21 protein-coding genes are annotated in these 25,533 nt (G+C 65.3%); 7 read left to right on the forward strand and 14 right to left on the reverse strand.

Annotated elements, in window-relative coordinates:
• Positions 1-245: 245 nt before the first annotated feature.
• Entirely contained in the window at positions 246-6,299 is a 6,054-nt protein-coding gene (locus tag ACPS74_RS04395) for an Apolipoprotein A1/A4/E family protein (protein WP_029650182.1), read from the forward strand.
• 7 nt (positions 6,300-6,306) lie between these two features.
• Here ACPS74_RS04395 and ACPS74_RS04400 read toward each other — a convergent pair whose 3' ends face one another.
• Positions 6,307-7,860 (reverse strand): FAD-dependent oxidoreductase, encoded by a 1,554-nt coding sequence (locus tag ACPS74_RS04400; protein WP_029650183.1) that lies wholly within the window; start codon positions 7,858-7,860, stop codon positions 6,307-6,309.
• Between the two features lie 353 nt (positions 7,861-8,213).
• On the opposite strand from ACPS74_RS04400, the gene ACPS74_RS04405 reads away from it, so the two are divergent.
• Entirely contained in the window at positions 8,214-9,851 is a 1,638-nt protein-coding gene (locus tag ACPS74_RS04405; protein WP_029650186.1) for an outer membrane beta-barrel protein, read from the forward strand.
• A gap of 53 nt (positions 9,852-9,904) precedes the next feature.
• Here the strand turns inward: ACPS74_RS04405 and ACPS74_RS04410 are convergent, their stop codons facing one another.
• The 11 genes from ACPS74_RS04410 to ispH form a co-directional block, all read right to left on the reverse strand.
• Positions 9,905-10,900 (reverse strand): hypothetical protein, encoded by a 996-nt coding sequence (locus ACPS74_RS04410; RefSeq protein WP_029650189.1) that lies wholly within the window; start codon positions 10,898-10,900, stop codon positions 9,905-9,907.
• An 8-nt stretch (positions 10,901-10,908) separates the two neighbouring features.
• Positions 10,909-11,625, reverse strand: coding sequence for an aldolase/citrate lyase family protein (locus ACPS74_RS04415; RefSeq protein WP_239754261.1), 717 nt, complete (start codon positions 11,623-11,625; stop codon positions 10,909-10,911).
• 79 nt (positions 11,626-11,704) lie between these two features.
• The gene (locus ACPS74_RS04420) at positions 11,705-12,004 is read right to left on the reverse strand and encodes a (2Fe-2S) ferredoxin domain-containing protein (RefSeq protein WP_029650194.1); all 300 of its coding nucleotides are present in this window, start codon (positions 12,002-12,004) and stop codon (positions 11,705-11,707) included.
• A 5-nt stretch (positions 12,005-12,009) separates the two neighbouring features.
• A complete protein-coding gene (locus ACPS74_RS04425; RefSeq protein ID WP_029650196.1) occupies positions 12,010-12,813 on the reverse strand; it encodes an NAD kinase in 804 nt (267 codons plus the stop codon).
• A 129-nt stretch (positions 12,814-12,942) separates the two neighbouring features.
• Positions 12,943-13,866, reverse strand: a complete 924-nt coding sequence (locus ACPS74_RS04430) for an ROK family protein (protein ID WP_029650201.1) — start codon at positions 13,864-13,866, stop codon at positions 12,943-12,945.
• Complete coding sequence (locus ACPS74_RS04435) at positions 13,863-14,642, reverse strand: pentapeptide repeat-containing protein (protein ID WP_029650203.1); 780 nt, start codon at positions 14,640-14,642, stop codon at positions 13,863-13,865. Before ACPS74_RS04435 ends, ACPS74_RS04430 begins: the two co-directional genes overlap by 4 nt.
• Before the next feature lie 34 nt (positions 14,643-14,676).
• Positions 14,677-15,465 (reverse strand): hypothetical protein, encoded by a 789-nt coding sequence (locus tag ACPS74_RS04440; protein ID WP_029650206.1) that lies wholly within the window; start codon positions 15,463-15,465, stop codon positions 14,677-14,679.
• 21 nt (positions 15,466-15,486) lie between these two features.
• Positions 15,487-17,238: an OmpA family protein gene (locus ACPS74_RS04445; protein ID WP_244471423.1), complete on the reverse strand. Its 1,752-nt coding sequence runs from the start codon at positions 17,236-17,238 to the stop codon at positions 15,487-15,489.
• A 192-nt stretch (positions 17,239-17,430) separates the two neighbouring features.
• A complete protein-coding gene (gene rnhA, locus ACPS74_RS04450; RefSeq protein WP_029650210.1) occupies positions 17,431-17,907 on the reverse strand; it encodes a ribonuclease HI in 477 nt (158 codons plus the stop codon).
• Positions 17,904-18,869, reverse strand: a complete 966-nt coding sequence (gene thrB, locus ACPS74_RS04455; protein ID WP_029650212.1) for a homoserine kinase — start codon at positions 18,867-18,869, stop codon at positions 17,904-17,906. The genes rnhA and thrB overlap by 4 nt, the downstream gene beginning before the upstream one ends.
• A gap of 29 nt (positions 18,870-18,898) precedes the next feature.
• Positions 18,899-19,867: a 4-hydroxy-3-methylbut-2-enyl diphosphate reductase gene (gene ispH, locus ACPS74_RS04460; protein WP_029650214.1), complete on the reverse strand. Its 969-nt coding sequence runs from the start codon at positions 19,865-19,867 to the stop codon at positions 18,899-18,901.
• A 102-nt stretch (positions 19,868-19,969) separates the two neighbouring features.
• Between ispH and ACPS74_RS04465 the strand changes: the two genes are divergently transcribed.
• The 3 genes from ACPS74_RS04465 to ACPS74_RS04475 all read left to right on the forward strand — a co-directional run bounded on the left by ACPS74_RS04465 (position 19,970) and on the right by ACPS74_RS04475 (position 22,620).
• A complete protein-coding gene (locus ACPS74_RS04465; protein WP_157055242.1) occupies positions 19,970-20,113 on the forward strand; it encodes a hypothetical protein in 144 nt (47 codons plus the stop codon).
• A gap of 51 nt (positions 20,114-20,164) precedes the next feature.
• Positions 20,165-21,040 (forward strand): DUF937 domain-containing protein, encoded by an 876-nt coding sequence (locus ACPS74_RS04470; protein ID WP_029650218.1) that lies wholly within the window; start codon positions 20,165-20,167, stop codon positions 21,038-21,040.
• A gap of 191 nt (positions 21,041-21,231) precedes the next feature.
• Positions 21,232-22,620, forward strand: coding sequence for a glutamate--cysteine ligase (locus ACPS74_RS04475; protein WP_029650220.1), 1,389 nt, complete (start codon positions 21,232-21,234; stop codon positions 22,618-22,620).
• A gap of 26 nt (positions 22,621-22,646) precedes the next feature.
• On the opposite strand, the gene ACPS74_RS04480 is transcribed toward ACPS74_RS04475, so the two are convergent.
• Both ACPS74_RS04480 and ACPS74_RS04485 read right to left on the reverse strand, forming a co-directional pair.
• On the reverse strand, positions 22,647-22,970 hold the full coding sequence (locus ACPS74_RS04480; RefSeq protein ID WP_029650222.1) for a hypothetical protein: 324 nt from the start codon (positions 22,968-22,970) through the stop codon (positions 22,647-22,649).
• 247 nt (positions 22,971-23,217) lie between these two features.
• On the reverse strand, positions 23,218-23,988 hold the full coding sequence (locus ACPS74_RS04485) for a 16S rRNA (uracil(1498)-N(3))-methyltransferase (protein ID WP_036241793.1): 771 nt from the start codon (positions 23,986-23,988) through the stop codon (positions 23,218-23,220).
• 122 nt (positions 23,989-24,110) lie between these two features.
• Here ACPS74_RS04485 and ACPS74_RS04490 point away from each other — a divergent pair, with 122 nt between their 5' ends.
• Both ACPS74_RS04490 and ubiA read left to right on the forward strand, forming a co-directional pair.
• On the forward strand, positions 24,111-24,575 hold the full coding sequence (locus tag ACPS74_RS04490; RefSeq protein WP_239754246.1) for a hypothetical protein: 465 nt from the start codon (positions 24,111-24,113) through the stop codon (positions 24,573-24,575).
• Positions 24,572-25,528 carry a 4-hydroxybenzoate octaprenyltransferase gene (ubiA, locus tag ACPS74_RS04495; protein WP_029650227.1) on the forward strand — a complete coding sequence of 319 codons (957 nt, stop codon included), beginning with the start codon at positions 24,572-24,574 and terminating at the stop codon, positions 25,526-25,528. The genes ACPS74_RS04490 and ubiA overlap by 4 nt, the downstream gene beginning before the upstream one ends.
• Positions 25,529-25,533 lie beyond the last annotated feature (5 nt).

Raw genomic sequence — 25,533 nt, forward strand, 5'->3', positions numbered from 1 at the left:
CTATCGCAAAGCGGTCCGTTTTGCAGTCCGTCGAGAAAGGACTGTTAAAACCTCGCCCAGCGTCGAGACTGCCGCGTCGATCCTGAAGGGCGCGTTAACGAAGTTTCCCGATACGGCCCGCGCGCATGTTTCAATTGCCCGGATTGGGCTGTAAAGTTTGGTTAATCTTTATTCAATGGCGGTCGCTGAGCGGTGGGCCGTGAAATCGGCCGGGCGACACGCGTCTGCGCCGCTGGAGAGGGCGAATGGCGACATCGGGAAAGATCCAGGACGCGGCGTCCGCCGCTCTGACGGCGATCGAGGAGGCGCTGGATATCGGCGCGCCGCCGAACGCCGCAGGCGCTGCGGATGAGGCGAACAACCGGCCCGGCCCGGCCCAGAGTCCAAGAGCGGAAGCGCACGCCGGGGACCAGCGAAAGCCGGCCTCGGCTTACGGCGAGCAGCAGAGCCGCGTCCAACCGCAGCCCGGAGCGATGGCGCCCGCCCTTGCGCCCGCGAACGACGACCGCCGCACGGTCGGCGAGTTGCGGCAGGCGCTGCAGATCAAGCCCAACCGCTCGATCATGGTGCTCACCTTCGCCTCCATGGGGCTGTGGGCGGCCTGCTGGGCCCTGTATGTTTATTTCCATCAAGGCGAAATCCTCGACTCCGACGTATTGACGCTCGCGCCGAAGCCGGTGTTGACGCTCGCAGCGCTGATCGCGCCTCTCGTTTTTCTGTTCCTCACGGGATTGATGGCGCGCCGCGCGCATGAGATGCGGCTCATCGCCAACTCCATGACGGAAGTTGCCATTCGGCTGATCGAGCCGGAAACGGTCGCCACCGAGCAAGTCGTCTCGCTCTCTCAGGCGATCCGGCGCGAAGCCGCCTCCATGGGAGACGGCATCGAACGCGCGCTGGCAAGGGCCGGCGAATTGGAAGTGATCGTGCGCACCGAGGTGACCAACCTCGAACGCTCCTACACGGAGAATGAACGGCGCATTCGGCTTCTCATCGACGAGCTGACGCGCGAACGCGAAGCGATTGTCGTCAACGCCGACAACGCCCGTACGGCGCTCTTTGGCGCGCGCGAGACGCTGTCTCAGGAACTCGCCACGACCTCGGTCCATCTCGCCGAAGCGGTGAGCCAGGCCGGAGCGCGCGTCACCTCCTCGCTCGGCTCCAAGGGCGAGGAGATCCGGCTCGCGCTGGACGAAGCGGGCGACGCATTTGAATCGACCTTGGCCAGTCACGGCGAAAGAGTGCTGATCGCCCTCACCCAGACCGGCGACGAAGTCGCGCAGAAAGTGACCGGCGCGAGCGAGGACGTCAGCCGCCGTTTCGCCGACGGAGTCGAGGAAGTTGGCCGCAAGCTGGAAGCCGCGAGCGAAGCGATCGCCGGCGATTTTGGCGCGCGCGGCCAAGATGTGCTCGAACGATTCGAAGAGCTCGGCGCGAGTTTTTCCGAAGCGATCGGCGGCCAGGGGGAGCGGATCGTCGCGCAGCTCACGGAGACCGGCGGGGCGCTTCGCGAAACAATCGAGAGGCAGGGCGGAGCCTTTGAGCGCTCGCTCGCCGAGACCCAGGAACGGCTCACGACGCGCGTCGCCGAACATGTCGAAAACGCCAGAGCGACACTCGAAACGGCGGAAACCCGAATCGTCGGCCTGCTCGAAGACACGCATCAGAAGGCGCAGAATGAATTCGAGCTGCGCGGACAAGCGCTTCATGAGTCAATCTCGCGCAGCCTGAACCAGAGTTCAACGGCGCTTGTCGAACAGGTCGACGCCGTGCAGGCGCGTTTTGTCGCCGCCGCCAGCGATGCGGTGTCGGCGATCGGGGCGCATGGCGACCGAGTCAATGAAACGCTCGCCGACAACTTCCAGGCCTTCGAACAGACCGTGCTCGGCCGCGGCGGCGAAGTGGCGGAACGGATCGCCGAACGCGGGCTGCAGATCGAGACCACTCTCGCCGAGCGGCTTGCCGCCTTCGAAGACGCCGTGGTGCGCAACAGCGCGGAAGCGGCCATGCGCGTCGCTGAACATGGCGATCGTGTCAGCTCCGTCATTTCGGACGGTCTCGCCGCCTTCGAGGACACTTTCGCGCGCCACGGCGGGGACGTCGTCTCGCGCGTCGCCGAACACAGCGAGCGGGCCGCGACGACCGTCGCGACGCAGCTCGCCGCCTTCGAAACGGTGGTCGCGCTGCGCAGCGAGGAACTTGCGCAAAGCGTCGGCGAACACAGCGAGCGCGCAACGTCGGCGCTCTCCACGCAGCTCGCCGCATTCGAGGAGTCGGTCAACAGCCGCAGCGGCGAAATCGCCGAAAGGGTCAGCGAACAGAGCGAGCGCGCGACGGCGACATTGTCGGCTCAGCTCGCCGCATTCGAGGAAGCGGTCACGCAGCACAGCGACGACGTCGCGACGCGCGTAACCGAACATGGCGGACGCGCGACGTCCACCATTGCGACACAGCTCGCCGCCTTTGAGGACACGGTCGCCCGCCACAGCGACGAAATCGCGCAGCGCGTCAGCGAACATGGCGAAAGGGCGACGTCGACGCTGACGTCGCAGCTCGCTGCTTTCGAAGAGACAGTCGTGCGCCACAGCGACGACATCGCCCTTCGCGTCAGCGAACAGAGCGAACGGGCGACGTCGACGCTCACGGCTGAACTGGCCTCGTTTGAAGACGCCGTCACGCGCCACGGAGAACAGATCGCGCAGCGTGTGGGCGAGCAAGGCGAACGCGCAACATCGACGCTCTCGGCGCAACTCACCGCCTTTGAGGATTCCATCAGCCGCCACGGCGATGAGATTGCCGAGCGCGTCGGCGAGCGTGGAGAACGCGCCGCATCGACCCTCTCCGCGCAGCTCGCCGCTTTCGGAGAAGCCGTCGAGCGTCACAGCGAAGAAATCACCCGGCGCGTCAGCGAGCACGGCGAACGCGCCACGGTGGCCTTTTCGGAAGGCCTGTCGACGTTCGAAGACGTCGTCGCGCGCCAGGGCGAAGATTTGGCGGCACGGGTCGCGGCCCGCACCGAGCGCGCCGCCGCAGAACTTGGCGACAAACTCGCCGCCTTCGAAGACAGCCTCGCCCGCAACAGCGGACAGGTCAGCGACGCGGTCGCGCAGAGTCTTGAAGCGATCGAAAACGTGCTTGTGCGCCAGGGCGGCGAGATCGCGCAGCGCCTGGCGGAGCACGCCGGTAGCGCCGAAGTCGACCTCGCCGATAAGCTCGGCTCCTTCGAAGACGCCGTTAAGCGTCACAGTGAAAGCGTGGCGTCCGTCGTCGGCGAACATGCGACGCGCGTCGACCAATTGCTCGACGAGCGGCTCAACGCGCTCGAGACGGCGGGAATGCTCGTCGCCAAAACCATGGAGACGACGCGCGAACTGGCGCTGCAGGAATTCGAGACGCACGGCGCGGCGTTGCGCGACAAGCTTCGCCAAAGCGTCGCCGACGCCTCCTCGGCTCTCGCCGAAAACGCCGCCACGATGCATGAGCGTTTCGCCAATACGGCGAGCGACGCCGTTCTGGCGATCGCCACGCAAGGCGAGCGGCTGCATGAATTGGTGAACGATCGATTCGGCGCCTTCGAGAACGCCGTCCTGTCAGAAAGCAAAGACGTCGTGGCCTCGCTGGCCGACCATGGCGAGCGCATCGCGGTCACGCTCGGCGAACAGCTCACCCAATTCGAGAATGCGCTGCTTCGCGACGGCGGCGAACTCGCCGACCGGGTCGGCGCGCAGGCCGAACGCCTCAGCGCCGAACTCACTCAGCGCTTCGCTGTCGTCGAGGACGTGATCGGCGGCAAGGGAACGCAGCTCGTCGACAATCTGACGACGCGGACGATGGACGCGGCCGCCCGACTCGACGTGCAGGCGCAAGAGATTACGCATCGGATCGACGACCAGCTGCAGTCGCTCGACGAGACCATCCGTATGCAGGGCGGCGCGCTTGTCGAAAGGCTCTCGGCGCAAGTCGAGCATTACAACGCCCGGATCGGCGACAATTCTCGCCATTTCGCTGATGAGATCGATGCGAGGCTGGCCGAAATCGACGGCGCGATCGAGAGCAAAGGCGGCCATCTGGTCGAAAAGCTCGGCGCCCGCGCGATCGACATCGCGTCGACGATGTCGAACAAGATCGAAGCCTTCGAGAACGTCGCCAACGCCAGAACAATGGAGGCGGCGGACCGCATTGACGAACTGGTCGGCCGCGTTGACGCGGGCCTGGGCGTCGGCGGCCAGATGCTGCAGGAGGCGCTCTCCAAACACGCGGCTGACGTCGCGCGGGTGATGGAGGACGGCGGGCGCCAAGTCATGCAAACGCTCGACGCAAAGATCAAAGACGTCGACTGGGTGCTGCTCTCGCGCTCGAGCGAACTTGCCCATACGATCGCCTCCAGAACAGAGGAAATCAACGAAGCGCTGGGCGGACACGCGAAGGAGTTGGAAACGACCCTCGACGGGCGCATCGCACTGCTCGAGAACAATGTGATCAGCCGGCTCGGCGCCGTTTCTTCGGAGATCGACGAGGGAGGCCGACTGGTCGTGGACACGATCGGCGCCCGTCTGCAGGACATCAAAGACGTTCTCGCCGTCGCGCGGCGCGAATTCGATACGACGCTTCATGCGCGCACCGGCGATCTCGGCCAGTCGCTCGCCGAACGCGTCGCGGAGATCAGCGGCGCGCTGGATGAGCGCCTCACGCAAATGCAGACCGTGCTCGACGCGCGCGGCGGAGCCGTCGCCCAGGAATTGACGACGATCGGCGATCTCGTGGCGACCGCCGTTGAAAATAGCAGCGCCGCCCTTGTCTCGCGCCTTGGCGTCAAGCGCGACGAGCTGACGAACGCGCTGGACGCCTCCCGCGAGGCGCTGGCGCTGACGCTGGAGACCAGCGCGCAGACCTCGATTGCGGCGCTGCTGGAGACAAACGAAAAGATTCGCGCCGAGCTGCCTACCCTGCTCGACACGCTCGGCGAGACAAATGCCTCGCTCCATGCGGTCATCGATAAGACCGGCGGGAATCTGGTTACGCTCGAACATGAGCTCGGCAGACGGCTCGCCGAGTTCCATGGCGCGCTCAACGAGGCTTCGACGCAAGTTGAACATATCAGCGCAATCGCTGGCGGAACGATGCAAGACGCCAACGCCATCGTCGCGGCGCTCGACGAACGACAACACACGCTAGCGCAGAGCGCGGAAAAACTGGCGCAAAGCCAGGAGGCGCTCGACGCCGTGATGGCCGCCCGCCGCCGTTCGCTCGAAGATCTGGTGACGCTCATCGAAGGCCGGCGCGCCGAATTTGAAAGCGCCATGACACAGTTCAGCGAATTGATGGACCGTTCCTTCCGCTCGATCGAGACGCGGTCGCGCGACCTTGGAGGAGAGCTGAGCGAAACCTCCCGGCAAACCGCCGATATGATCGAGACGCGCTTTGCGGCGGTGCGCGCCGCTGCGGAAGGCGAACGCGAGCAGACGTCGGAGGCGCTGCGCGCCGCCTTCTCGGAAACCAATGAAGAGATCACCCGTCTCTTCGGCGACGCGCGCTCGAAATTCGACGCCGCGACAGACGAGATTCGCGGCCTCGCGCGCAACATTCACCGCGAGATCGAGGAGACCCGCGAGGAGGTGCGCCGCGGCGCGACCGAAATTCCGCGCGAAACCGCCGAGCAGGCGGCGGCGCTGCGGCGGGTCGTCGGCGATCAGGTGAAGGCGCTGAACGAACTCACCGACATCGTGGCGCGTTCGGGCCGCGTCTATGACATCGCCGAACAAAGCGCGCCTCCGCTCCGTCAGCCGGCCCTGGATCAAGCGACGCGCGCCGAGCACGCAGCGCCACGCGTCACGCAGAATCGCTCGGCGGAGCCGACACGCGAGCCGCAAGGCGGATGGCTGAGCAGCCTGCTTGCGCGCGCCTCCTTCGACGACGCCGCGCCGCAACCGCCGCGCCAGGCGCGGTCCTTGGCGACGGCGGGCGCCCTCGACAGCCTGACGCTCGACATTGCGCGCATGGTCGACAACGCCGCCGTGGCGGAGCTATGGCGCCGCTATCAGCGCGGCGAAAAGGGCGGACTTTTCGGTCGCCGTCTCTACACCGCGCAAGGCCATCAGACCTTCGAGGAAATTCGTCGCCGCTATCGCGTCGATCAGGCGTTTCGCGCGACCGCCGATCGCTACGTCCAGCATTTCGAGGATCTGCTCATCGAGACAAGCCGCGGCGACCACGACGGCTCGAAAGCGCTCGACCTGCTGACGGGCGACGCCGGCAAGGTCTACACCATGCTCAGCCACGCCTCCGGACGCTTCGAATAGCCTGGTCCTATTCGATCGATTCCGGCGGCTCGGCGCCGATACGCGCTTCAAAAGCGACTTCGGCGCGCAGATTGTCGAGGTCGCGACCGATCGTCGCGACGGCCAGCAGCCTGTCGCCCTTGAAGTAGGAAACGGCGCAGTCGGCGGCGGCCGGATCGCCTGACATCTCCAGCCGGTCCCACGACGCGGCGTTTCCGATATAGGAAATCGCCTCGTCGTAATGCTGGCTCCAGAAGAAGGGCGCGGCGTCGAACTTTTCCTTGCGGCCAAGAATGTTGCGCGCGGCTGTTTGGCCCTGACGTTCGGCGACCACCCAATGTTCGACGCGTATCCGATCGCCCGTGATCTTGTCGGGCCAGCTGGCGATGTCGCCGGCGGCGTAAATATCGGGCGCGCTTGTTTGCAGATATTCGTCGACGAGCACGCCGCGGTCCACCGCGAGCCCGGCGGATTGGGCGAGCGAGAGATCCGGCTTCACGCCGACGCCGATGACCACGAGATCGGCGTCCAAGGTTGCGCCGCTCTTCAAAGTGAGCGTGCGTTCACCGATTTCCGTCGCTGTGTCCCCGAGATGGAAGATGACGCCGTGGCTCTCGTGGAGCTTTCTCACATACGCGCCGATTTCGGGGCCGAGAATTCGCGCCATCGGTATCTCCTCGGGCGCAATGACGCGCACGTCGAGACCGCGGGCGCGCAGCGACGCCGCCACCTCAAGGCCGATGAAGCTCGCGCCGATCACGGCCACGCGGCGGACCCCGGCGCAGGCCGCGATGAGGCGGTCGGCGTCGGCGAGCGAGCGCAGATAATGAACGTGGCTCCGTTCGGCTCCCGGAGTCGGCAGCTTTACAGGAAAGGCGCCCGTGGAGAGCAGCAGCGCGTCGTACGACAGCGCCGCCCCGTCAGCGAGGGTCAGCCGCTTGCCCGCCGGATCGAGCGACTCGACGCGCTGCCCGAGACGTAGCCGCACACCATTGTCTCGATACCAGGCTGGGTCGCGCAACGGCAGCCAGTCCGCCTGCGCAGTTCCGGCCAAATAGTCCTTCGAGAGATTGGGCCGATCGTAGGGCTCGGCCACATCGGCGCTGATCAGCTCCAGAATGCCGTCATATCCCTCCGCCCTGAGCATCTGCGCCGCGGCGAAGCCCGCGGCGCCGCCGCCGACGATGACGACGCCGCGCGGCTCGGGGGCGCCCTTACGCTCAGGGCGCGCGGGGTCCGGCAGCCTTTCGCGCGCAAACACCTTTCCATCGGCCTGCTCGACCCGCCACCTGGGCAGCGGATCAAAGGCGGGCGCGCGCAACGCGCGGCCGCTGCGCAAGCTGAAACAGGCATGGTGCCAGGGGCATCGGATCGAGCCGCCGACCACGAGGCCCTCGGCTAAGGGCCCATGATAATGCGTGCAATGAGCGCCGATCACGAAGAACTCGTCCCCCTGTCGCGCCATCACGGCGTCCTCGCCGGCCACATGACCAAGCAACGGGCTACCTTCGGAAATTTCGGCGGGAGCGACTCCCTGCGTGAAGTCGGGGCCCTCGGGTTGATTGCGCCCCTCTTCCGTCATGTCGCTCTCTCCTGTTCAGCGCCGTCGCGCCCTGCGCGCCCGCCTATTGCCACGCTTACTAAAGAGGGCGGCGCTTGAAGAGAGGCAAGCCTCGATCTGGACGGAAGCAATCGTGATTCGTCAAGAAACGAACATTTGTCATCTTTTTAACGACGAGAGGCGCTCTGAAATCGGCATCGACCGCCTTGGAACCCTCGAAAATTGTGACATTGCCGCCACACTAATTAGAACAATTATTCGTCATGGCGTTTTTTGCTTAACAATTAAGCAGGTGCGCGGACGTTGGGCTTGAACGGAACTCCGCTCGCGAGTGATATCAATCAGATCTCGCCTCCCAGACGGAGTTCCCAGCTATGAAGTGGCCCTATCTTTCGACCGTCGCTGCACTCTCGCTAGCAACCAGCGTTACGAGCGCTGCTTATGCTCAGTCGAAATTGATGGAGGTCGACCCGACTCTCATCGAAGAGAATCAACCCGCGCCTCCGTCTGCGGCCAAGCCCGTCAAAAAAGGCCGGATCGTCAAGGGCCCGGCCGTGGCGCCGACGCCGGGATGGCTCGACACGCTGACCATCGACGGCTACGTCGAAGGCGGCGTCGCTGTGAACTTCAATCAGCCGTTCAACAAGCTGAACTGGGGCCACCTCTATACGGACCGCGCCAACTGGCCGACGTTCAACGGCGCCCTCCTGACCGTGCAGCGTCCGCTCGATCCGAAGGCCGAAGGCTATGACTTCGGCTTCAAGTTCCAGGGCCAGATCGGCGAGGATATGCGCTACAACCACTACCTCGGCATTCTCGATTATGCGATCGCCTCGCGCACGCAGATCGGACCGATCGAGGCCAATGTCCAGGCGCATTTTCCGTGGATTAGCCCGATCAGCGAAGGCGGCGTCGACCTCAAGGTGGGCATGTTCACCACCTACAATGGCGCGGAAGTGATCCCGGCGAAAGACAATCTGTTCTACAGCCACTCCTACATCTTCAACTTCGGTCCGTTTATTCACACCGGCGCGATGGTCACCACCCACGTCAAGCCCTGGCTCGACGTCTACACGGGCGTGACCAGCGGCGTGAACACGAGCATCGGGTGGCCTGGGGACAACAACGCCGCTGCGTCCTTCCACGGCGGTTTCGGCTTCAACCTGCTCGACGGCAATCTGACCATTATGGCGATCACCCATACCGGTCCCGAGAACCAGAGGCAGACCGATCCGCTCGGCGTGGGCTGGCCCGTCGGTTTCGCCAACGGCTTCCCCTTCACAGCGACTGGTTGGCCAAACGTCCTGACGGCGGGCTGGCCGGTCAATCAGGGCGGTTTCGGCGCCCCTGGCCTCTGCGCCTGCGACGTCAACACGGCGATCCGTTCGTTCAACAACCTCACGACGACCTGGAAGGCGACCGAGAATCTGACGTTCATCACCGACATCAGCTTCATGCTGGAAAGCGGCTGGAACAATAGCTCGTTCGGCCTGCCGCAAAAGGCTTGGGGCGCGGCCAACGCCATCGTCGGCGGCTTGGGCGGCAATGGCGCCTTCTGGGGCACGGCGCCGGCCTATCCTATGGGCGCGCGCGCCTTCGGCATCGCGCAATATTTCTCCTATAAGATCAACGATATCTTCAAGCTCAACGGGCGCGCCGAATTCTATCGCGACAACAACAACTTCTTCGTCAGCGCCTATCCGGGCTATTTCGACGCGGTCAATCTGGCGCACGGCTTCTGGTGTCCGTCCTGCATCAGCCAGAACCTCGGAACGGGTCTTTATGCGAACAGGCCGGTCTATTCCGGCACGAGCTATCTCGCCTTCACGCTCGGTATGACGATCACCCCGGAGCTGCCAAAGATGCCCTACATCACCGGCCTGATCATTCGCCCGGAGCTGCGTTGGGACACGACGGTCAATGGCACCACGCCGTTCTTCAGCCGCAGCGGCCTGAGCTCGAACCAGGGCATGTTCAATATGGACGTGATCGTTCCCTTCACGCTCCTTTAGACGCAGCTTTCAAGAGCATCCGAAACAAGCCGCCCGGTCCGCCGGGCGGTTTTTTATTGCGGAGGTTCGTCGTTCGCGTGATTGCGCGGCTGATCGCGCATGAGAATTTCGACGTCCGAGTCTTTAGTCGACTGCACGCGGAAAGTTCCCTGATAGGTTTTGCCCTCGTGGCGCGCGATGGCGACATATTCGCCTTCGGCCAAAACGAGCGAAGGGAAAGCGCCGATCATCTCGCGGATGACGTCGCCGCCCGGCGTGAGCACCGAAAAGCTCGTATTGGCGAGCGCCTCGCCACCCGGCTGCTTGACGAGCTTCAAGGTCATGGTCGCCGCACGATGGCGCAGGGTCGCTTCGATCAGCTTTCCGGCGGGGATTTTCAAATCCGCCGTGACCACGGAGTTGGTCAGGTTCGTCCCGCCCTGGGCACCCTGCCCCGCGTCGAGCAAAGTGGACACGACGTGATAGGCGCCCTCGGGCAGGCAGATCACGTCATCGGAGTTGGCGTTGGCGAGAATGAGCTTCGCTTCGGAATTGCCGCGTTCCGGCACATAAATTGAAATTGAAAGCCGCTGCGCGGGAATTTGCGCGTCGCCCAGCTTATCGATGAGCTTGAGCCCGCCGGCGTTCAGAACGATCCGCTCGGAAACATTGCCGCCCTCTATGGCGACGCGGCGCGTGACGCCGGCAAGCCCATAGGCGGCGTGGACGATATAGGAGCCGTCCGGCAGCGGCAGCGTCGGGGTCGCCTCTGCCGACTGCGCAATGAGCTTGTGCGATCCGTCCGGCTGGGCGCTCTCCTCAAAGACACGCCAGACGAGGCCCGAGTGGACCGGCTGCTGGTCATTGGCTGCAAGCGTCGCGCTCAGCCGCAGCGCTGCTCGTCTTTCGGTCAGCGGCGCGGTAGGTCCGGCCGCTTCGCCGGCGCTATGCGGCGGATGGGGACGGCGCGGGGGCTGTTGCTGCGCTTGCGCCGGTTCGGGGAGAAGCGCTGCGCCGGCGAGCGCCGCCGCGGCGGCCCGGCCAAGCGCGTCCAATCGGACTTTTTTCATCGACCTGTCTATGCCGAGGATTGCGGTCTTTGTCGATTCTCGCCCGTCGGGAAGACCTCGTGGATGGCCGCGATCTCGCCGGGAAAAAGCGCCATCGCCCCCCGGAAACCGTCGCGGCGCGCCGCCGCATATGCCTCATTTTCCCCCGCTGGGATGGGCGCAGCGAGCGCCGGAACGCCGGCCGAAGCCGACGCCAGCACCACAGCCCCGCGCGCCATTTGGACGGCGGCGCCGTCACCCTCGGCAAGCCCCAGCGCCGCGCGCAGCCCGGCTTCGTCGAAGGCCAGCGCCCCAAGACGCGGCGACGCGCCGGCGAGGGAACGCAACGCCAACGCCGCCCCGGGATCGCCCCCGGCGAAAGCGCCGATCCTGGTCGCGCCGTCGGCGAGGCCGGCTTGCGCCTCGCGCACGGCGAGCTTCACCGACATGCGCTGCAGGCTCGCGGCGCCGTCGCAGGATGGCAGAAAGACGCCCTCCGGTCCCGGGCCGAACAGCGCGTCGAGGTCGGCTTCGATGAGTTCGTTCTCGAGAGGGGCGACTTCCACGAAGAGCTTCGGCGCCGCGCTCTTGCATCGCGCCTCACTGATCAGCGTGCAGGCGCGCGCGCGGGCGCTGCGTCGCGCCTCGTCCTCCGCGCAGGGGCCAAGCCGAAACAAAATCGCGTCAGCGCCGCAAAAGAGCGCCGCCGCGACATCTTCATCGCTGGCGTCGGACTCAAGGATCAAACAAGAGCGCATGCGAGCTGAGTGCTTTTTTCGGGAGACCTCCGACCCCTTTTAGCACGCTCAGCAGGGCCGCCGCTGATCAGTCCGGGGCCTCGATCGCCTCCAGCACGAAGCGGATCAGCTCGTCTGCCGACGAATAGCTGATCCATTTCCCACCAGGATAGACGACTGCGACGGGGCCGTGCTCGCACTGGCCGAGGCAGCCCGACTGCGACAGGCGCACGCCGTCGCGTTTGGCGAAGGGCAGCGCCTTGAGCGCTTCCTTCACCTTCGCCAGCGCCTCCTTGGCGCCGTGGTCCTCGCAGGCGGATCGGCCGTCGCGCGTGTTGACGCAGACGAAGACATGACGGCGGAAGGGCTTGATCGCTGATTCAGTCATTGGGTTTAGTATCCGAACTGCTCGCGCAAAATTCGCTCTTCCAGCGAATGGCCGGCGTCGTGGAGCAGGACCAGACTGGTGGCGTGGTCCATCACAACGTCCACATAAGCAAGGTCGCGGAATTCGTCATGATCGGCGACGACGGAGACGGGCCGCTTCGCCGCTTCAAGAACCTCGATCCGCACCTTTGCGAGATCGGGCAGCAAAGCGCCATGCCAGCGGCGCGGGCGGAAGGCGGAGATCGGCGTCAAGGCCATCAGCGGCGCATCGAGCGGCAGGATCGGGCCATTGGCGGAAAGATTATAGGCGGTTGAGCCGGCGGGCGTCGACACCAGCACGCCGTCGGTGACGAGCTCCGGCAAACGCTCCTGGCCATTGACCAGAATGCGCAGCTTGGCGATCTGCGAGGTCTGGCGCAACAGCGACACCTCATTGATGGCGTGCGCAGAAAACTCGTCGCCCCGCACATTGACGGCATGCATCAGCAAAGGGTGAATGATCGAAGGCTTGGACTCGGAGATCCGCTTGCGCAGCCCCGTCTCGCGATACTGGTTCATCAGAAAGCCGACGGAGCCGCGATTCATGCCGTAGATCGGCTTGCCGGCGTCCATGAACCGATGCAGCGTGCGAAGCATGAGGCCGTCGCCTCCGAGCGCGACGATGCAATCGGCCTCCTCAGGCGGGCAGTCGCCGTATTTTTCAATCAGGCGCTGGCGCGATTCCTCCGCCTCCGGCGCGCCCGAGGCGAGAAAAGCCAGATGAGCGCAAGGCTTCTTTGCGTGAGTCTGCTGATCTCCGGCGGCGCCCATCGTAAACTCCCTCTCACGCTCGCCGCAGCCGCCGCGATGCCTTCCGCATACACCGGCGCGAGGCCGGAGGGAACGGCGCCGGCGCAAGCTCCGCGCGAGCCCCGCTCCGGCGGCCTCAATATGTCCAGCTCATTCGGCCTCGCCGGCGCCCCATAGCCATGCGGCGCCGCGCACGCCGCCCGAGTCGCCATGCGCATTCGGCAGAATTTTCGTATCAAAGGCGTCGGTGACGGCGTTCTCCCCCACGCGCGCCGCGAGGCCGTCATAGATCCGCGAGATGTTGGACAGTCCGCCGCCGAGCACGATGACGTCAGGATCGATGAGATCGACGACCACCGCCAGCGCCCGCGACAGACGGTCCTGATAGCAATCGAGGCTTGCGCGCGCGACAGCCTCCCCACCGTCCGCCAGCGCGGCGATATCGCTTGCAAGGCGACGCGCGCCGGCGCGCTTCTCATAGTCGCGCGAAAGGCCGGCGCCGCAAAGAAACGTCTCGACGCAGCCGCTGTGCCCGCAAAAGCATGGTTCGCCCGGATATTCCTGCGGCGTCATCCACGGCAGCGGCGTATGACCCCATTCGCCGGCGACACGGTTGCGCCCCTCGAGGATCTTTCCATTGACGATGACGCCGCCGCCGACGCCGGTGCCGAGAATGACGCCGAACACTACGCCGGCGCCGCGGCCGGCGCCGTCGATCGCCTCCGACAGCGCGAAACAGTTGGCGTCATTGGCGACCCGCACGGGACGTCCGAGCGCCTGTGCGAGATCTACGTCGAGCGGCTTGCCGTTGACGACGGCCGTGTTGGAGTTTTTCACGAGCCCGGTATGCGTCGAGATCGCGCCAGGCGCGCCGACGCCCACGACCCCGCGCCGCCCGATATTCGATTCGATATCGCGCACGAGAGTCGCGACGGCGTCGATGATCGCCGCATAATCATCGGCGGGCGTCGCGATGCGGCGACGCGCCAGCGTCTCGCCGGCGGCGTCGAGCGCGATCGCCTCGATCTTGGTGCCGCCGAGATCGACGCCGATGCGGATCGCGTCGCGCGTCATTTCACGCGGGCGCGATCGAGGTTCTGCGCGCCTGCGAGCGCGGCGCTCGCAGCGAGGTCGATCTGCGCGGAATCGAGATCAAGACCATCGGTTTTGGCGCCAGCCCAGTTTGCGCCGGTCAGATCCGCGCCGGCGGCGTCGGCGCCCTTCAGATTCGCCTCGGAAAAATCTGCGCCCGCGGCGCGCGCGAAGCGCAGATCGGCGCTCGCGAGATTGGCCTTGTGAAAACGCGCGCCTTCGAGCACGGCCGAGCGCAGCACTGCGCGCATCAATCCCATCGACTGGTTCTTCATGTCGGCGGAGAGATCCGCCTCGCTGAAATTGGCACCGCGCGCCGATGCGCCGGTCAGATCGCCCGCGAGACGCGCATGCGCGAAGTCTGCGCCGTCGGCCCTTATACGCTGCATTTGCGAAGCGAAGGCGTGCGCCCCCTTCAGCGATGCGCCGGTGAGGTCGGCTTCGATCAGCCAGGCCTGATCGAGGATCGCGTCGTCGAGCCGCGCGCCGGCGAGCGAGGTCTTGTTCATGCGGGCCGCGTGAAAATCGACGCCTTGCAAATCGAGTCCGGAAAGATCGAGCCCGTTGAGGCTTTTTTCCGAAAGATCGATCTTATGTCCGCTCTTGCGGTGTTGCAGCGCCGCTTCGACATCGGCGCGCGTCAATTCGGATTTGGAATAAGCCGGCTGCGCAAGATCGACGCCTTGCAGCATGTCTTGCGCGCGGAGGTCTTGAGTGGACAATGACGCGACGCAGATAAGGACGAAGCTCAGACCCATACGCATACGCACGAACTCTTTCTCTGCCGCCGATTTATGCCGCGTCGGCGTTGCGGTCGGCGCGGGCTCCACCGCTCAGCGCTTGCGCCTGCTCGATCCACCCATTGCGCTTCACCCGCCCCGCCGCGCCGATCGACGCCTCAATCCATTTGACGTTGTCGTCGCTCCAGCCAGCGATCTGATCATAATGGAAAACGCCGAGCGCGTGCAGCTTCTCGACGCTCTTTGGTCCGACGCCCTTGATTTTTGCAAGATCGTCGGCCGCGCCGTCGCGTGGCGCGGGAAGCGCGGCAGGCGGAACGCCCGGCGCCATCTTGGCGCTCGGCGCGCGCATCTGCGCGGCTTTTTCATTCAGCGCCTTGGCGGCAGAAGCCGCCGCCTCTAGCGCCGGCTCAACGCTCGTCGCCATCTCTGGCTGCGCAGGCGCAACGATCTCATGTTGCTCATCTTGCGGTTCGGGCGACGGCGCGACGGTCGATTCGTAGTCGCCGCGCGTCGCGCCCCGCAATACAACGATCGGCCGCTTGGCAGCGTAAGCGGGCGCGGCCTGTGTCGTCTTGAGCGCGCCGCCAACCGGCAGACCGATGAGATAAGCGAGCGCCGCGATCAGCAACACGTCCATCGTCAGCGCCGCGCGCCCGTCGAGGAGCCCCAGCCAGGAGGCGGCGGCGCCCGCGCCGAGCGTCACGGCGATCGCGATAACGTTCCAGCCGGGCGCCGCAGGGGCGTCCTTCGCCGGCGAGGTCGTCACATAGCCGGCAAGCGCGCCAAGCCCGCAGGCGGCGGCGAACCAAGGCCAGCCAAGCGTCAGCAAGTAGGACATCTGCCGTCTCCTTCTCTGGCGCTACTTGACGACGATTTCGACGCGGCGATTGCGCGCACGATTTTCGTCAGTGTCATTGGAAGCGATTGGGCGCTCGCCGCCATAGCCGACGGCGCTTATTCTGAACGGATCGAGTCCGGCCTTCGCCAAGCGATCGACGACCGCCTGCGCGCGACGCTTGCTGCGCCCCACATTCACTTCTGCAATGCCGACGTTGTCGGTGTGCGCCGCAATTTCGAGAGCAGCGCCCTGGCAGCGCAGCGCCGTCGCGGCGATCGCATCGATGAGAGGCGCGGATTCAGCGGCGATCGCTGAATCGTCGGACACAAAGACGATTGGCGATTTGGCGAGAAGCTCGGAGAGCGCCGCGCCACATTGGCTTGCAACTAGCGGCGAGCCGACGATGCGGGTCGACAGCTGCGCCTCGCCACGGAAACTCTGCGGCAGCGCATCGGCGAAGCTCGCCGCGATCTCAGCGCGTGCGCTCTGATGACGCGCGACGCCCGCGAGCGAGACATTCGAGTCGTTGATCGCGAGCTTGCCTTCGTCGAGCCGCGCCAATGCGGCAAGCGAATGATCCGTCGCTTCCGCGAAGTTCTGCGGCGCGCCTTTCGCGATAATGAGCCGATCGACGACTTTTGCGTCGAAGAAACTCCTGCGCGCTGTTTCGACGATGCGATTACGGACGGCCTCATCTGGCGCATAGCCGGTGAGCATGACGTCTCCGCCGGCGCGCTGGGCGCTGAAAACATACGGCGTCACCGGACCCGCCATGACGTCGAGCCGCGCGATCTCAAATCCTGAAGGCAATCGCGCTTTCGCGTCGGCCCGGATCGTCTCGCCCAATATGTTCTGGCGCCCCTGCCCTTCGATGATGATCTTGCCGTCGGATACCGCGACTTTGCCTTGCGACAACTTGCCGAGCTCGCCGACCGCGAATGCAAGCGCGCCGGCGAAGTCTCCAGCCGGCGCGCCGGCGCCAAGCTGAATCGTATCGCTGACCGCAGCGCCGGCGCCGGCAACGGCCGCCATGGCGACGACCTGTTTGCGCAGATCGTCGTTCGGCAAATGGCCGGAGAGACTGATGACGCCATCACGCGCCGCCGCTGAAAACACGTAGGGAGAAACACGCGGCGGCGACACGTCGACCTTTACCGCGCTCGCGCCGAACGGCGACGCCTTGAGCGCGGCGAGCGCCTTGTCGTAATCGGGCGCGCTGCGCGCTTCGCCGGAAACAGACAGAGTCGCGTCGGTCATCATCGCCGATGCGGGATCGAGTTCGGCAAGGCGGCGCACGGCGAAGGACGCGAGATCGGGGAAGGATTGCGGCGCGCCGTCGGCGTAGGCGGCGGAGTCCGACACTTCCAGGCCTAAGGCGGCGATCTCGGCGCGCAACCTTTCGCGCGCGCCCGTCGGCGGGACGTTGCCCGAGATTATGGCCTTGCCGCCGCGGCGTTCGAGTCTCAGCACGAAGGGCGTCGCGCGCGAGAGAGGCTGCGTCGCATCGATGATGCGCCGCGCCGGCGTTTCAACGCCCAGCGCCGTCAAAAGCTGAGCTTTCACGTCGGGCGACAGCGAAATGCCGGCAAGGACGACGTCGCGGCCCGCGACGCGGACCTCCGGCCTGTCGATCGCGTCAGGCGACTGTGCGACTCGCAACAAGATCGCAGCGCGCAGATCGTCCTCTAGACGAGGCGCCACCGCGCCCTGCGCGAAATAGGCCAGTCCAAAAAGGACCGGCAGTCCAATCCACCATTTTTTGGGAAGGTGCATCGACGTCTTGCCCCCCATCGAAGAGAGAATCAGCAAAGACGCGCTTAACTCAACCGCACATGGTCCTTTTGCGCGGCGACGTGTCAATATGATGGCAAACAAAAATGGGGAACGCGGCCACGCCGCGCTCCCCAAAGGCGAAGAAGAGTCCTGGTCGACTCTGAAATAGGATTCGCCCGCTCTTCGACAAGGCTACTTTGATGAAAAGCGTGCGCTTGCAGGCGGCCTGCCCGGGAGAAAAGGCGCCATGCCGGCGCGCGCCAGTTCGTCGGCGCGCTCGTTCATGTCATGGCCCGAATGGCCTTTGACCCAATGCCAGTCGACGTCGTGCCGCTCCGCCGCCGCTTCCAGTCTTTGCCACAGATCGACGTTCTTGACCGGCTTTCGGTCGGCGGTGCGCCAGCCGCGCGCTTTCCAGCCGGCGATCCATGAGGTGACTCCGCTGCGCAAATATTGCGAATCGGTATGGAGATCCACCGCGCAAGCACGAGTCAGAGTCTCGAGCGCCATGATCGCCGCCATCAGCTCCATGCGATTATTGGTGGTGAGCGGCTCGCCGCCGTTGATCTCTTTTTCGCGATCGCCAAAGCGGAGAATCGCGCCCCAGCCGCCCGGCCCCGGATTTCCCGAGCAGGCGCCATCCGTCCAGATCTCGACGCCGCGCGTCATGAGCCAAGGCCATAGACGCGCGCGTCAGGGGCGGATTGGTGAAATCGAAGCTTGGCGAGATATTCGCGCGGATCCTTGGGACGCACCAGCGCGCCTGCCGGCACATTGAGCCAGTCGACGTAGCGGGTGAGCAGAAAACGCAGCGCCGCGCCGCGCGCGAGCGTGGGAAAGGCCGCGATCTCGGCGGCTGAAAGGGGCCGGAGCCGCCGGTAGGCGTCGAGCAGCGCGGCGCCCTTGTCCGGTTGATAGCGAAGCTCGGCGTCAAAGCACCAGGCGTTCAGGCAAATCGCCACGTCATATGCGTAGGCGTCGGTGCAGGCGAAATAGAAGTCGATCAGCCCCGAGATGCGCTCGCCGAGAAAGAAAACATTGTCGGGGAAGAGATCGGCGTGAATGACGCCGCTCGGCAAATCCCGCGGCCAGTTGCGCTCCAGATGATCGAGTTCCGCATCGACGAGCGCGCGCAATCCGGTCGCGACCTCTTCCGCACGCGATGCGCTCGTCGAAAATAGCGGCCGCCATCCCTCGACAGAAAGCGCGTTGCGGCGCCGCTGCGCGAAATCGGCGCCGGCGAGGTGCAGTTGCGCGAGAGTCGCGCCGAGCGCGGCGCAATGCGCGGTTTCCGGATGGTGGATCGAATAGCCGTCCAGAAAAGTGACGATGACCGCAGGTCGGCCGGCGAGGCGCCCCAGCGCAAGCCCGGCGCGGTTCTTTACCGGCAGCGGGCAGGTCACGCCGCGCGCCGCGAGATGTTCCATGAGGTTCAGGAAGAATGGCAAATCGGCTTCAGCGACGCGCTTTTCGTAAAGCGTGAGGATGAAGCTGCCGGCGCCGGTGTGGAGATAATAGTTGGAGTTTTCGACCCCCTCGGCGATGCCTTTGCAGGAGAGCAGCGGCCCGAGATCATATGTCGCGAGAAAAGCGATCAGCTCCTCGTCGTCAACCTGCGTGTAGACGGCCATGGGCGCCGACCGTTCACTGCGGGCCGCCCTCAGGCGATCGCCCGCAGCTCCTTGGGCAGAGGGAAGGACACGTTCTCGTCGGCGCTGGAGATGGTTTCGACGACAATGTCGTAGCGTTCGGCGAAGGCGTCCATGATCTCCTCGACCAGAACTTCGGGCGCGGACGCGCCGGCCGTGATGCCAAGGGACGATATGCTGCCAAAAATCTCCCAGTCGATCTCGCCCCGGCCCTGCACAAGCTGCGCCGGCGCGCCGGCGCGCTCGGCCACCTCGCGCAGCCGCTGCGAATTCGACGAGTTGGGCGAGCCAACCACGATCACGGCCTGGACATGGGGGGCGACCTCCTTCACCGCAGCCTGGCGGTTCGTCGTCGCATAGCAGATGTCTTCCTTGTGCGGGCCAATGATTTTTGGAAAGCGCCGCATCAGCGCGCTGACGATCTCCTGCGAGTCGTCGAGCGAGAGCGTCGTTTGCGTCACATAAGCCAGATTCGTTTCGTCATCGATTTTGAGCCGCCCAATGTCCTCCACGGATTCGACCAGCACCACCGCCCCTTCCGGCAGCTGTCCCATGGTGCCCACGACCTCGGGATGGCCGGAATGTCCGACGAGCAACACCCGGCGGCCGCGCCGCCAGTGAATTTCCGCCTCTCGATGCACTTTGGTGACGAGCGGGCAGGTCGCGTCGATGGCGAGGAGTCCGCGCCCCGCCGCCGCGGCCGAAACCGCTTTGGCGACCCCATGCGCCGAGAAGATCACCGGCGCGTTCGTGTTCGGAATTTCGTCGAGCTCCTCGACGAAAACCGCGCCCTTCGCCTTAAGCGATTCGACGACGTAGCGATTGTGAACGATCTCATGGCGCACATAAACGGGCGGCCCAAACTTGGCCAGCGCCCGCTCGACGGCGTCGATTGCGCGCACGACGCCGGCGCAAAAGCCGCGCGGCGAGCAAAGCAGTATCTTAAGCGGCGGCTTGGTCGGCCGGGGGTGAACGTTCATCTTCGCGCCTTTTGGCAGAGGCGGCGCGAGGCGGCGAGCCGCTCAAGCGCCAAACGCGGCCATCCGGATCACCCGGCTGAATGCCGGCAAGCAATGTCGCGCATGCGCGACGGTGTCAAGCCGCCGGCGCAGCGCGAATCCGCTGCGGGAGACCCATCGGCGAGCGCGGACAATGCGTTGCTAACGGCGGTGCGCCGCAACAAGTTTCCTGCGCCGCAGTCGATTGGCGCGACCGCCGGACTGTGACACCATGACGGCGGGCTCGGCGTCCGGGCTCGCGTGAACGGAGCTGCGCGCATGTCCTATCTCGACGAGATTTTGCAGTCCGCGCAAGGCGGCCAGTTGGTCTCCAATCTGGCTCAGCGCTTCGGCCTCTCCGACGAACAGATGGACCGCGCCATCAAAGCCCTCGCTCCCGCGCTGGAAGTGGGCCTGAGCAACGCCGCCGAACAGCCGGCGCTCTTCGAAAAGGTCTTGGGCGATATCGCGTCACCGCTGCGCGCGGCCGCCTTCGAAGACCCCAGCGCCGCGCAGGACGTGGACTCTCTGGCCCAGTCGCGGCAGCTGCTCGCCGATCTCTTCGGCTCTCCGGCGGCCGCCGGGCGCGTCGTTCAGGTCGCCTCTCGCGAGTCGGGGCTGCGTCCGGACATTCTTTCGCAACTGCTGCCGGTGCTCGTCTCGGTGCTCATCGGCGGACTATTCAAAAATGTCAGCAACCGGGGCCTCGGCGGCGTGCTCGGCCAGCTCGTCAGCTCAGGCGCGCTCGGCTCCATTTTGGAGCAGATGCTCGGCGGCGCGCGCACGCCGCAGCCCGAACCCGCGCCGATGCCGACGCCTCGAGGCGGCGCAACAGGCGGCGGCGGCCTGCTTGGCGGCCTCTTGGGAACAATCCTGGGCTCCCTGCTCGGCGGCGGCCGCCGCACCACGCCGGATGCTTATGGCGGACCCACAAATGACGCCGGCGGCCTGGGCCGCGGCGGCCCGCTTGACCTCGACCGTGGCGCTGGGCGCTCTCAAGGCCTGCCCGAGGACATGGATCAGGCGTCCGTTCAGCAGGCGATTGAAGAGATCAAGAAGACGCTGCAGATCGGTCGCGGCGGCGGCGGCGGCGAAAACCCCGGCGCGCGCTCGGACTTCGAAAGCATTCTCGGCCAGATGTTCGGCAAGCGCTAAGAGGCTGGCCGACCAGGCTCGGAGCAGCCCGCCCAAGTTCTAAACGCCTGACGCCCTTCGGATCGCGCGGGCTCGGCCGCAGGCTTGCGCAGCGCTCGCTTTCCTGCAATCCATCGGCGCGATTCCTGCACCCGCGAGTCGCGTCCGCGCCGCAATCGCGCATCTCCTCTAACACGGAAAACTCCCCGTAGATGGCCCGCGACGTATCCGACACGACGCCGATCACGTCGCGCAACATGTTGGTCGAATGGCTCGAAGCCGGCTCCAAGACGGGCGGCGCGCCGCTGCTTATCGGCACGGAGCACGAGAAGATCCCCTTCTATGCGGCCGACGATTCGCCGGTCCCCTATGAGGGCGCCGGCGGCCGGGGCGGCGTGCGCGCGCTGCTTGAGGGCCTGCGCGACACGCTCGGATGGGCGCCCATCCTCGACCGGGACGCGCTGATCGGCCTCTATCAGTCAGATGGCGGCGGCGCGATTTCGCTCGAGCCCGGCGGACAATTCGAACTCTCCGGGGCGCCGCTGGCCGACGTTCACGCCACGCATGACGAGCTTGACGCGCATTTCGCGGCCCTTGCGCCCGTGGCCCGCGCGCTTGGCGTGCGCTTCCTCGATCTGGGCGCAAGCCCCAAATGGTCGCGCGCGGAGACGCCGACCATGCCCAAGCAGCGATACGCCATCATGCAAGCCTACATGCCGAAAGTCGGCGCGCTCGGGCTCGATATGATGTTTCGCACCGCAACCGTGCAGGTCAACATCGACTTCGTCGACGAAGCCGACATGGTTCAAAAAACGCGTGTCGGCCTCGCTTTACAGCCGCTCATCACCGCGATGTTCGCCAACTCGCCGTTTCTCGACGGCAAGCCGACCGGCCGGTTGTCGCAACGGTCCTATATTTGGCTCGACACCGATCCCAACAGGACCGGCATGCTGCCCTTCGCCTTCGAGAAGGGATTCGGATTCGAACGCTACGTCGACTATGCGCTGGACGTGCCGATGTATTTCGTCAAACGCGGCGACGTCTATCACGACGTGGCGGGAGCGAGCTTTCGGGACTTGCTGGAGGGCCGGCTTCAGCAGCTGCCCGGCGAGCGCGCCACAATGTCCGACTGGGCCAATCACCTCTCGACGATCTTTCCGGAGGTGAGATTAAAGACCTATCTCGAAATGCGCGGCGCGGACGCAGGCCCGCGCGCCCATTTCACTGCCCTTCCCGCGCTTTGCGCCGGCCTGTTCTATGACGCCGCCGCGCTCGATCAGGCGCGCGAACTGACGAAGGGGTGGAGCGCCGCCGCGCGTCAGGCGCTACGCGCCGATGTGCCCGGTCTGGCGCTCGATGCGAGAATCGAGGGCCGTAGCCTGCGCGACGTTGGGCGCGACGTTCTCGCGCTAGCGAAAGGCGGCTTGCGCCAACGCGCCCGCCTCGACGCCAAAGGGCGCGACGAGAGCGTTTTTCTCGCGCCCCTGGAAGCGATTATCGAAGACGGACGCACCTTGGCCCAGCGGCGTTTGGACGCCTATTACGGCCGGTGGGGACAGTCGATCGACGCCGCCTTCACCGATTGCGTGCTTCCGCAATAGTGTGGGAGCCGGCGCCGACGCGATGGTTAGCGTGGGAAGAGGTCGTGCAGCCCGAAGGGCGCCATCGGCGGCAGCGAGGAGCGCGCAGCGGCATGCTGCATGCCGTCACGACGCATATCCGTGTAACCCAATGGGGCGACGGGGGTGCGGGGCATAGAGACGCGGACGTGGCCGCCGAGACGAACACAACCGTTTGACCCCGCGACCGCGACATAATCGGCGCCATATCGCGCGCATTGGCTGACATTATCGGCATGCGCCGGCGCAACGGCGATGGCCGTGAGCGCGATGGCGCCGAAAAAGCCCGCCGGCAGAAGACGGTTACTGCGGCTGATGTTGTCTAGGGTCATGAGTTTTGGGCCTCATTTCCGAAAGTTCGCGCGCGTCGCGCGAGATTTCAGGAGCCTTGCGATCCCGACAAATGTCTCGATACGCCGTAAATACGCTGGCGGCGACGAGAACCTCCTCGCCTTCGAGCGGCGCATTCCGGCGCTGCAGTCCAACTAGAGCCAAACATCGTGGCAGGATCGTGTCTTGGACGCTCACTGGCGAAAACTGTCGGCGCCATGTGAGAACTACGCTTTATTTTTTATTTATTTATTTTTCGTTTAGACGGCGGCCGTCCGCGACCCAGTCGCCGATTGCGGCCTGGACGATCGCCAGAGCCGCGACGGCGGCGGTGTCCGCGCGCAACACGCGCGGCCCGAGCGAAAGCCGCGCGACGTTCGGCAGACCGGCGATGGCGGCGCGTTCGGCGTCATCGAAGCCGCCTTCCGGTCCGATGAGCACGCTCACGCCATCTCGCGCCGTACGCCCGCCGAGCGCGTCCAGCGGATTGGCGAGCGCGGCGTGTTCGTCACAAAAAACCAAGAGCCGCCGCGCCGGCCAACGGGCTATAAAATCAGGGAGTTCGACGGCGGCTGCGACTTCGGGCACGGCCAGCACGCCGCATTGCTCGGCGGCCTCGATGACATTGGACTCGAGCCGCCCCGAATTGAGCCGGCGGACCTGCGTTCGGCGCGTCATCACCGGCAGGAGACGGCCGGCGCCCATCTCAGTGGCCTTCTGCGCCATGTAGTCGAGCCGCGCCTGCTTTAGAGGAGCGAAACAATAATCGAGGTCGGCGCGTTCGGTTTGGGAGCGTAGTCGCTCGCCGACGCGTAATTTTGCGGAGCGTCGCGAGACATTCGCAAGCGTCGCGCGAAATTCGCCGTCGCGGCCATTGAAGACATGGATCGGGGCGCCCTCCCGCATGCGCAGGACATTGAGCAGATAGTTCGCCGCCTCAGCTGAAGGCGCGAGTTCGACATCCGGCGCGAGATCGTCACGAACGAACAAGCGCTGCGCAGAAAAATCGTAAGCTGACACAATGGCTTCCCAAGCGGAGACGCGAGCGCAAGGCGCGCTCGCCATGAAGCCGCCGCTTTGTTGCGTGCAGGTTCGCCAAAACTTGCGTCGCCGGCAAGCCTGCTGGTAATGCTGCGAGCCTGATGAGCGGACCAAAACACATGATCATCGGCGCTGTCGATATTTCCCGCGCTGTCGCGGGGCTTTCGCTGTTTGCGATGCTGCTCGCCTCGACCGGCGCGCATGCGCAAGCTTGTCAAGAAGACTTCAGGAAGCTCACCGAGAAGCGCATGGCGGGAATCGAGGCGCTCAACAATCTGGGAAAGGCTGGCAAGGGCAAGATGGATCCCGAAGCCGCCTGCCCCGCGGCGAAACGTCTCGTCGCCGTCGAAACCGAGATGATGAATTACATCACCAAGAACAAGGAATGGTGCAACATTCCTGACAATGTCGCCGACGGCTTCAAGGAAGCGCGCGCCAAGACTCAGGGCTTCGCGTCGCAGGCCTGTGCGGCCGCAGCGAAGATGAAAGAGATGCGTGATCAAGCGGCGGCTGGGGGCGGCGGCGGCATGATGGCGCCGCCAAAGTTGCCTGCCGGACCGCTGTGAGCATAAGGCGAAGCGGCGATCCGGCGGGGACGACCGCGCTGCCCGACGCTATCGCGAATCATCCGTTACTGCGCCGCGCGCCGCCAGCATTCCTGCCCTATGTCCAGCTTGCGCGACTCGACCGGCCCATCGGCTGGTGGCTGCTGCTGCTTCCCTGCTGGGAATCGAGCGCGCTCGCCTCCGCGTCGATGCGCGAAGGCCCCAACGTCTGGCACTTGGCGCTCTTCTTTATCGGCGCCGTCGCCATGCGCGGCGCGGGCTCGACCTATAATGATTACGTTGATCGCGAGATCGACGCCAAAGTCGAGCGCACGCGTCTACGACCGCTCGCGAGCGGGCGCGCGACGCCTGCGGCGGCGGTGCGCTTCCTCGTCGCCCAATGCCTCGTTGGGCTCGCAGTGCTTTTGTCGTTCAACGGCCTCACGATCGCCCTTGGACTGATCTCGCCGCTGATCGTGCTGATTTATCCCTTCGCCAAGCGCTTCACGTCCTGGCCGCAGGCGATCCTTGGATTAGCCTTCGCCTATGGCGCGCTGCTCGGCTGGACGGCGTGCACGGGCGAACTCGGCGCGCCGGCGCTATTTCTCTATGCGGCGGCGATCTCATGGACAATCGGCTTCGACACGATTTACGCGCTTCAGGACTTGCGTGACGACGCGATCGTCGGCGTGCGCTCCACGGCGAGATTGTTCGGACCGCGCGTGCAATTGGCGGTCGGCGCGCTCTACGCCATGTCCGCCGCATGCGCCGCCTTCGCCGTTTTTCTGGCGGGCGGCGGATGGCTCGCCTACGTCGGAGTCGTCGCCTATGCGGCGCATCTCGCATGGCAAACTGCGCAGACCCGACAAGATGTCGCGCCGATCACCGCTCTGCGCCTGTTCCGCTCAAATCGCGACGCGGGTCTGCTGCTGTTCGCAGGCTTTTTTGCGCAGAGCCTGGCATTTCTCTTCTGATGGCG

This window comes from Methylocystis sp. SB2, assembly GCF_049817085.1.
Taxonomy (GTDB): Bacteria; Pseudomonadota; Alphaproteobacteria; order Rhizobiales; family Beijerinckiaceae; genus Methylocystis; species Methylocystis rosea.

Bases quoted from the DNA above. Each gene is read 5' to 3' on its own strand.
- ACPS74_RS04395 (WP_029650182.1), top strand. From the start codon at position 246: ATGGCGACATCGGGAAAGATCCAGGACGCGGCGTCCGCCGCTCTGACG.
- ACPS74_RS04400 (WP_029650183.1), bottom strand. From the start codon at position 7,860: ATGACGGAAGAGGGGCGCAATCAACCCGAGGGCCCCGACTTCACGCAG.
- ACPS74_RS04405 (WP_029650186.1), top strand. From the start codon at position 8,214: ATGAAGTGGCCCTATCTTTCGACCGTCGCTGCACTCTCGCTAGCAACC.
- ACPS74_RS04410 (WP_029650189.1), bottom strand. From the start codon at position 10,900: ATGAAAAAAGTCCGATTGGACGCGCTTGGCCGGGCCGCCGCGGCGGCG.
- ACPS74_RS04420 (WP_029650194.1), bottom strand. From the start codon at position 12,004: ATGACTGAATCAGCGATCAAGCCCTTCCGCCGTCATGTCTTCGTCTGC.
- ACPS74_RS04425 (WP_029650196.1), bottom strand. From the start codon at position 12,813: ATGGGCGCCGCCGGAGATCAGCAGACTCACGCAAAGAAGCCTTGCGCT.
- ACPS74_RS04430 (WP_029650201.1), bottom strand. From the start codon at position 13,866: ATGACGCGCGACGCGATCCGCATCGGCGTCGATCTCGGCGGCACCAAG.
- ACPS74_RS04435 (WP_029650203.1), bottom strand. From the start codon at position 14,642: ATGGGTCTGAGCTTCGTCCTTATCTGCGTCGCGTCATTGTCCACTCAA.
- ACPS74_RS04440 (WP_029650206.1), bottom strand. From the start codon at position 15,465: ATGTCCTACTTGCTGACGCTTGGCTGGCCTTGGTTCGCCGCCGCCTGC.
- ACPS74_RS04445 (WP_244471423.1), bottom strand. From the start codon at position 17,238: ATGCACCTTCCCAAAAAATGGTGGATTGGACTGCCGGTCCTTTTTGGA.
- rnhA (WP_029650210.1), bottom strand. From the start codon at position 17,907: ATGACGCGCGGCGTCGAGATCTGGACGGATGGCGCCTGCTCGGGAAAT.
- thrB (WP_029650212.1), bottom strand. From the start codon at position 18,869: ATGGCCGTCTACACGCAGGTTGACGACGAGGAGCTGATCGCTTTTCTC.
- ispH (WP_029650214.1), bottom strand. From the start codon at position 19,867: ATGAACGTTCACCCCCGGCCGACCAAGCCGCCGCTTAAGATACTGCTT.
- ACPS74_RS04465 (WP_157055242.1), top strand. From the start codon at position 19,970: ATGCGCGACGGTGTCAAGCCGCCGGCGCAGCGCGAATCCGCTGCGGGA.
- ACPS74_RS04470 (WP_029650218.1), top strand. From the start codon at position 20,165: ATGTCCTATCTCGACGAGATTTTGCAGTCCGCGCAAGGCGGCCAGTTG.
- ACPS74_RS04475 (WP_029650220.1), top strand. From the start codon at position 21,232: ATGGCCCGCGACGTATCCGACACGACGCCGATCACGTCGCGCAACATG.
- ACPS74_RS04480 (WP_029650222.1), bottom strand. From the start codon at position 22,970: ATGACCCTAGACAACATCAGCCGCAGTAACCGTCTTCTGCCGGCGGGC.
- ACPS74_RS04490 (WP_239754246.1), top strand. From the start codon at position 24,111: ATGAGCGGACCAAAACACATGATCATCGGCGCTGTCGATATTTCCCGC.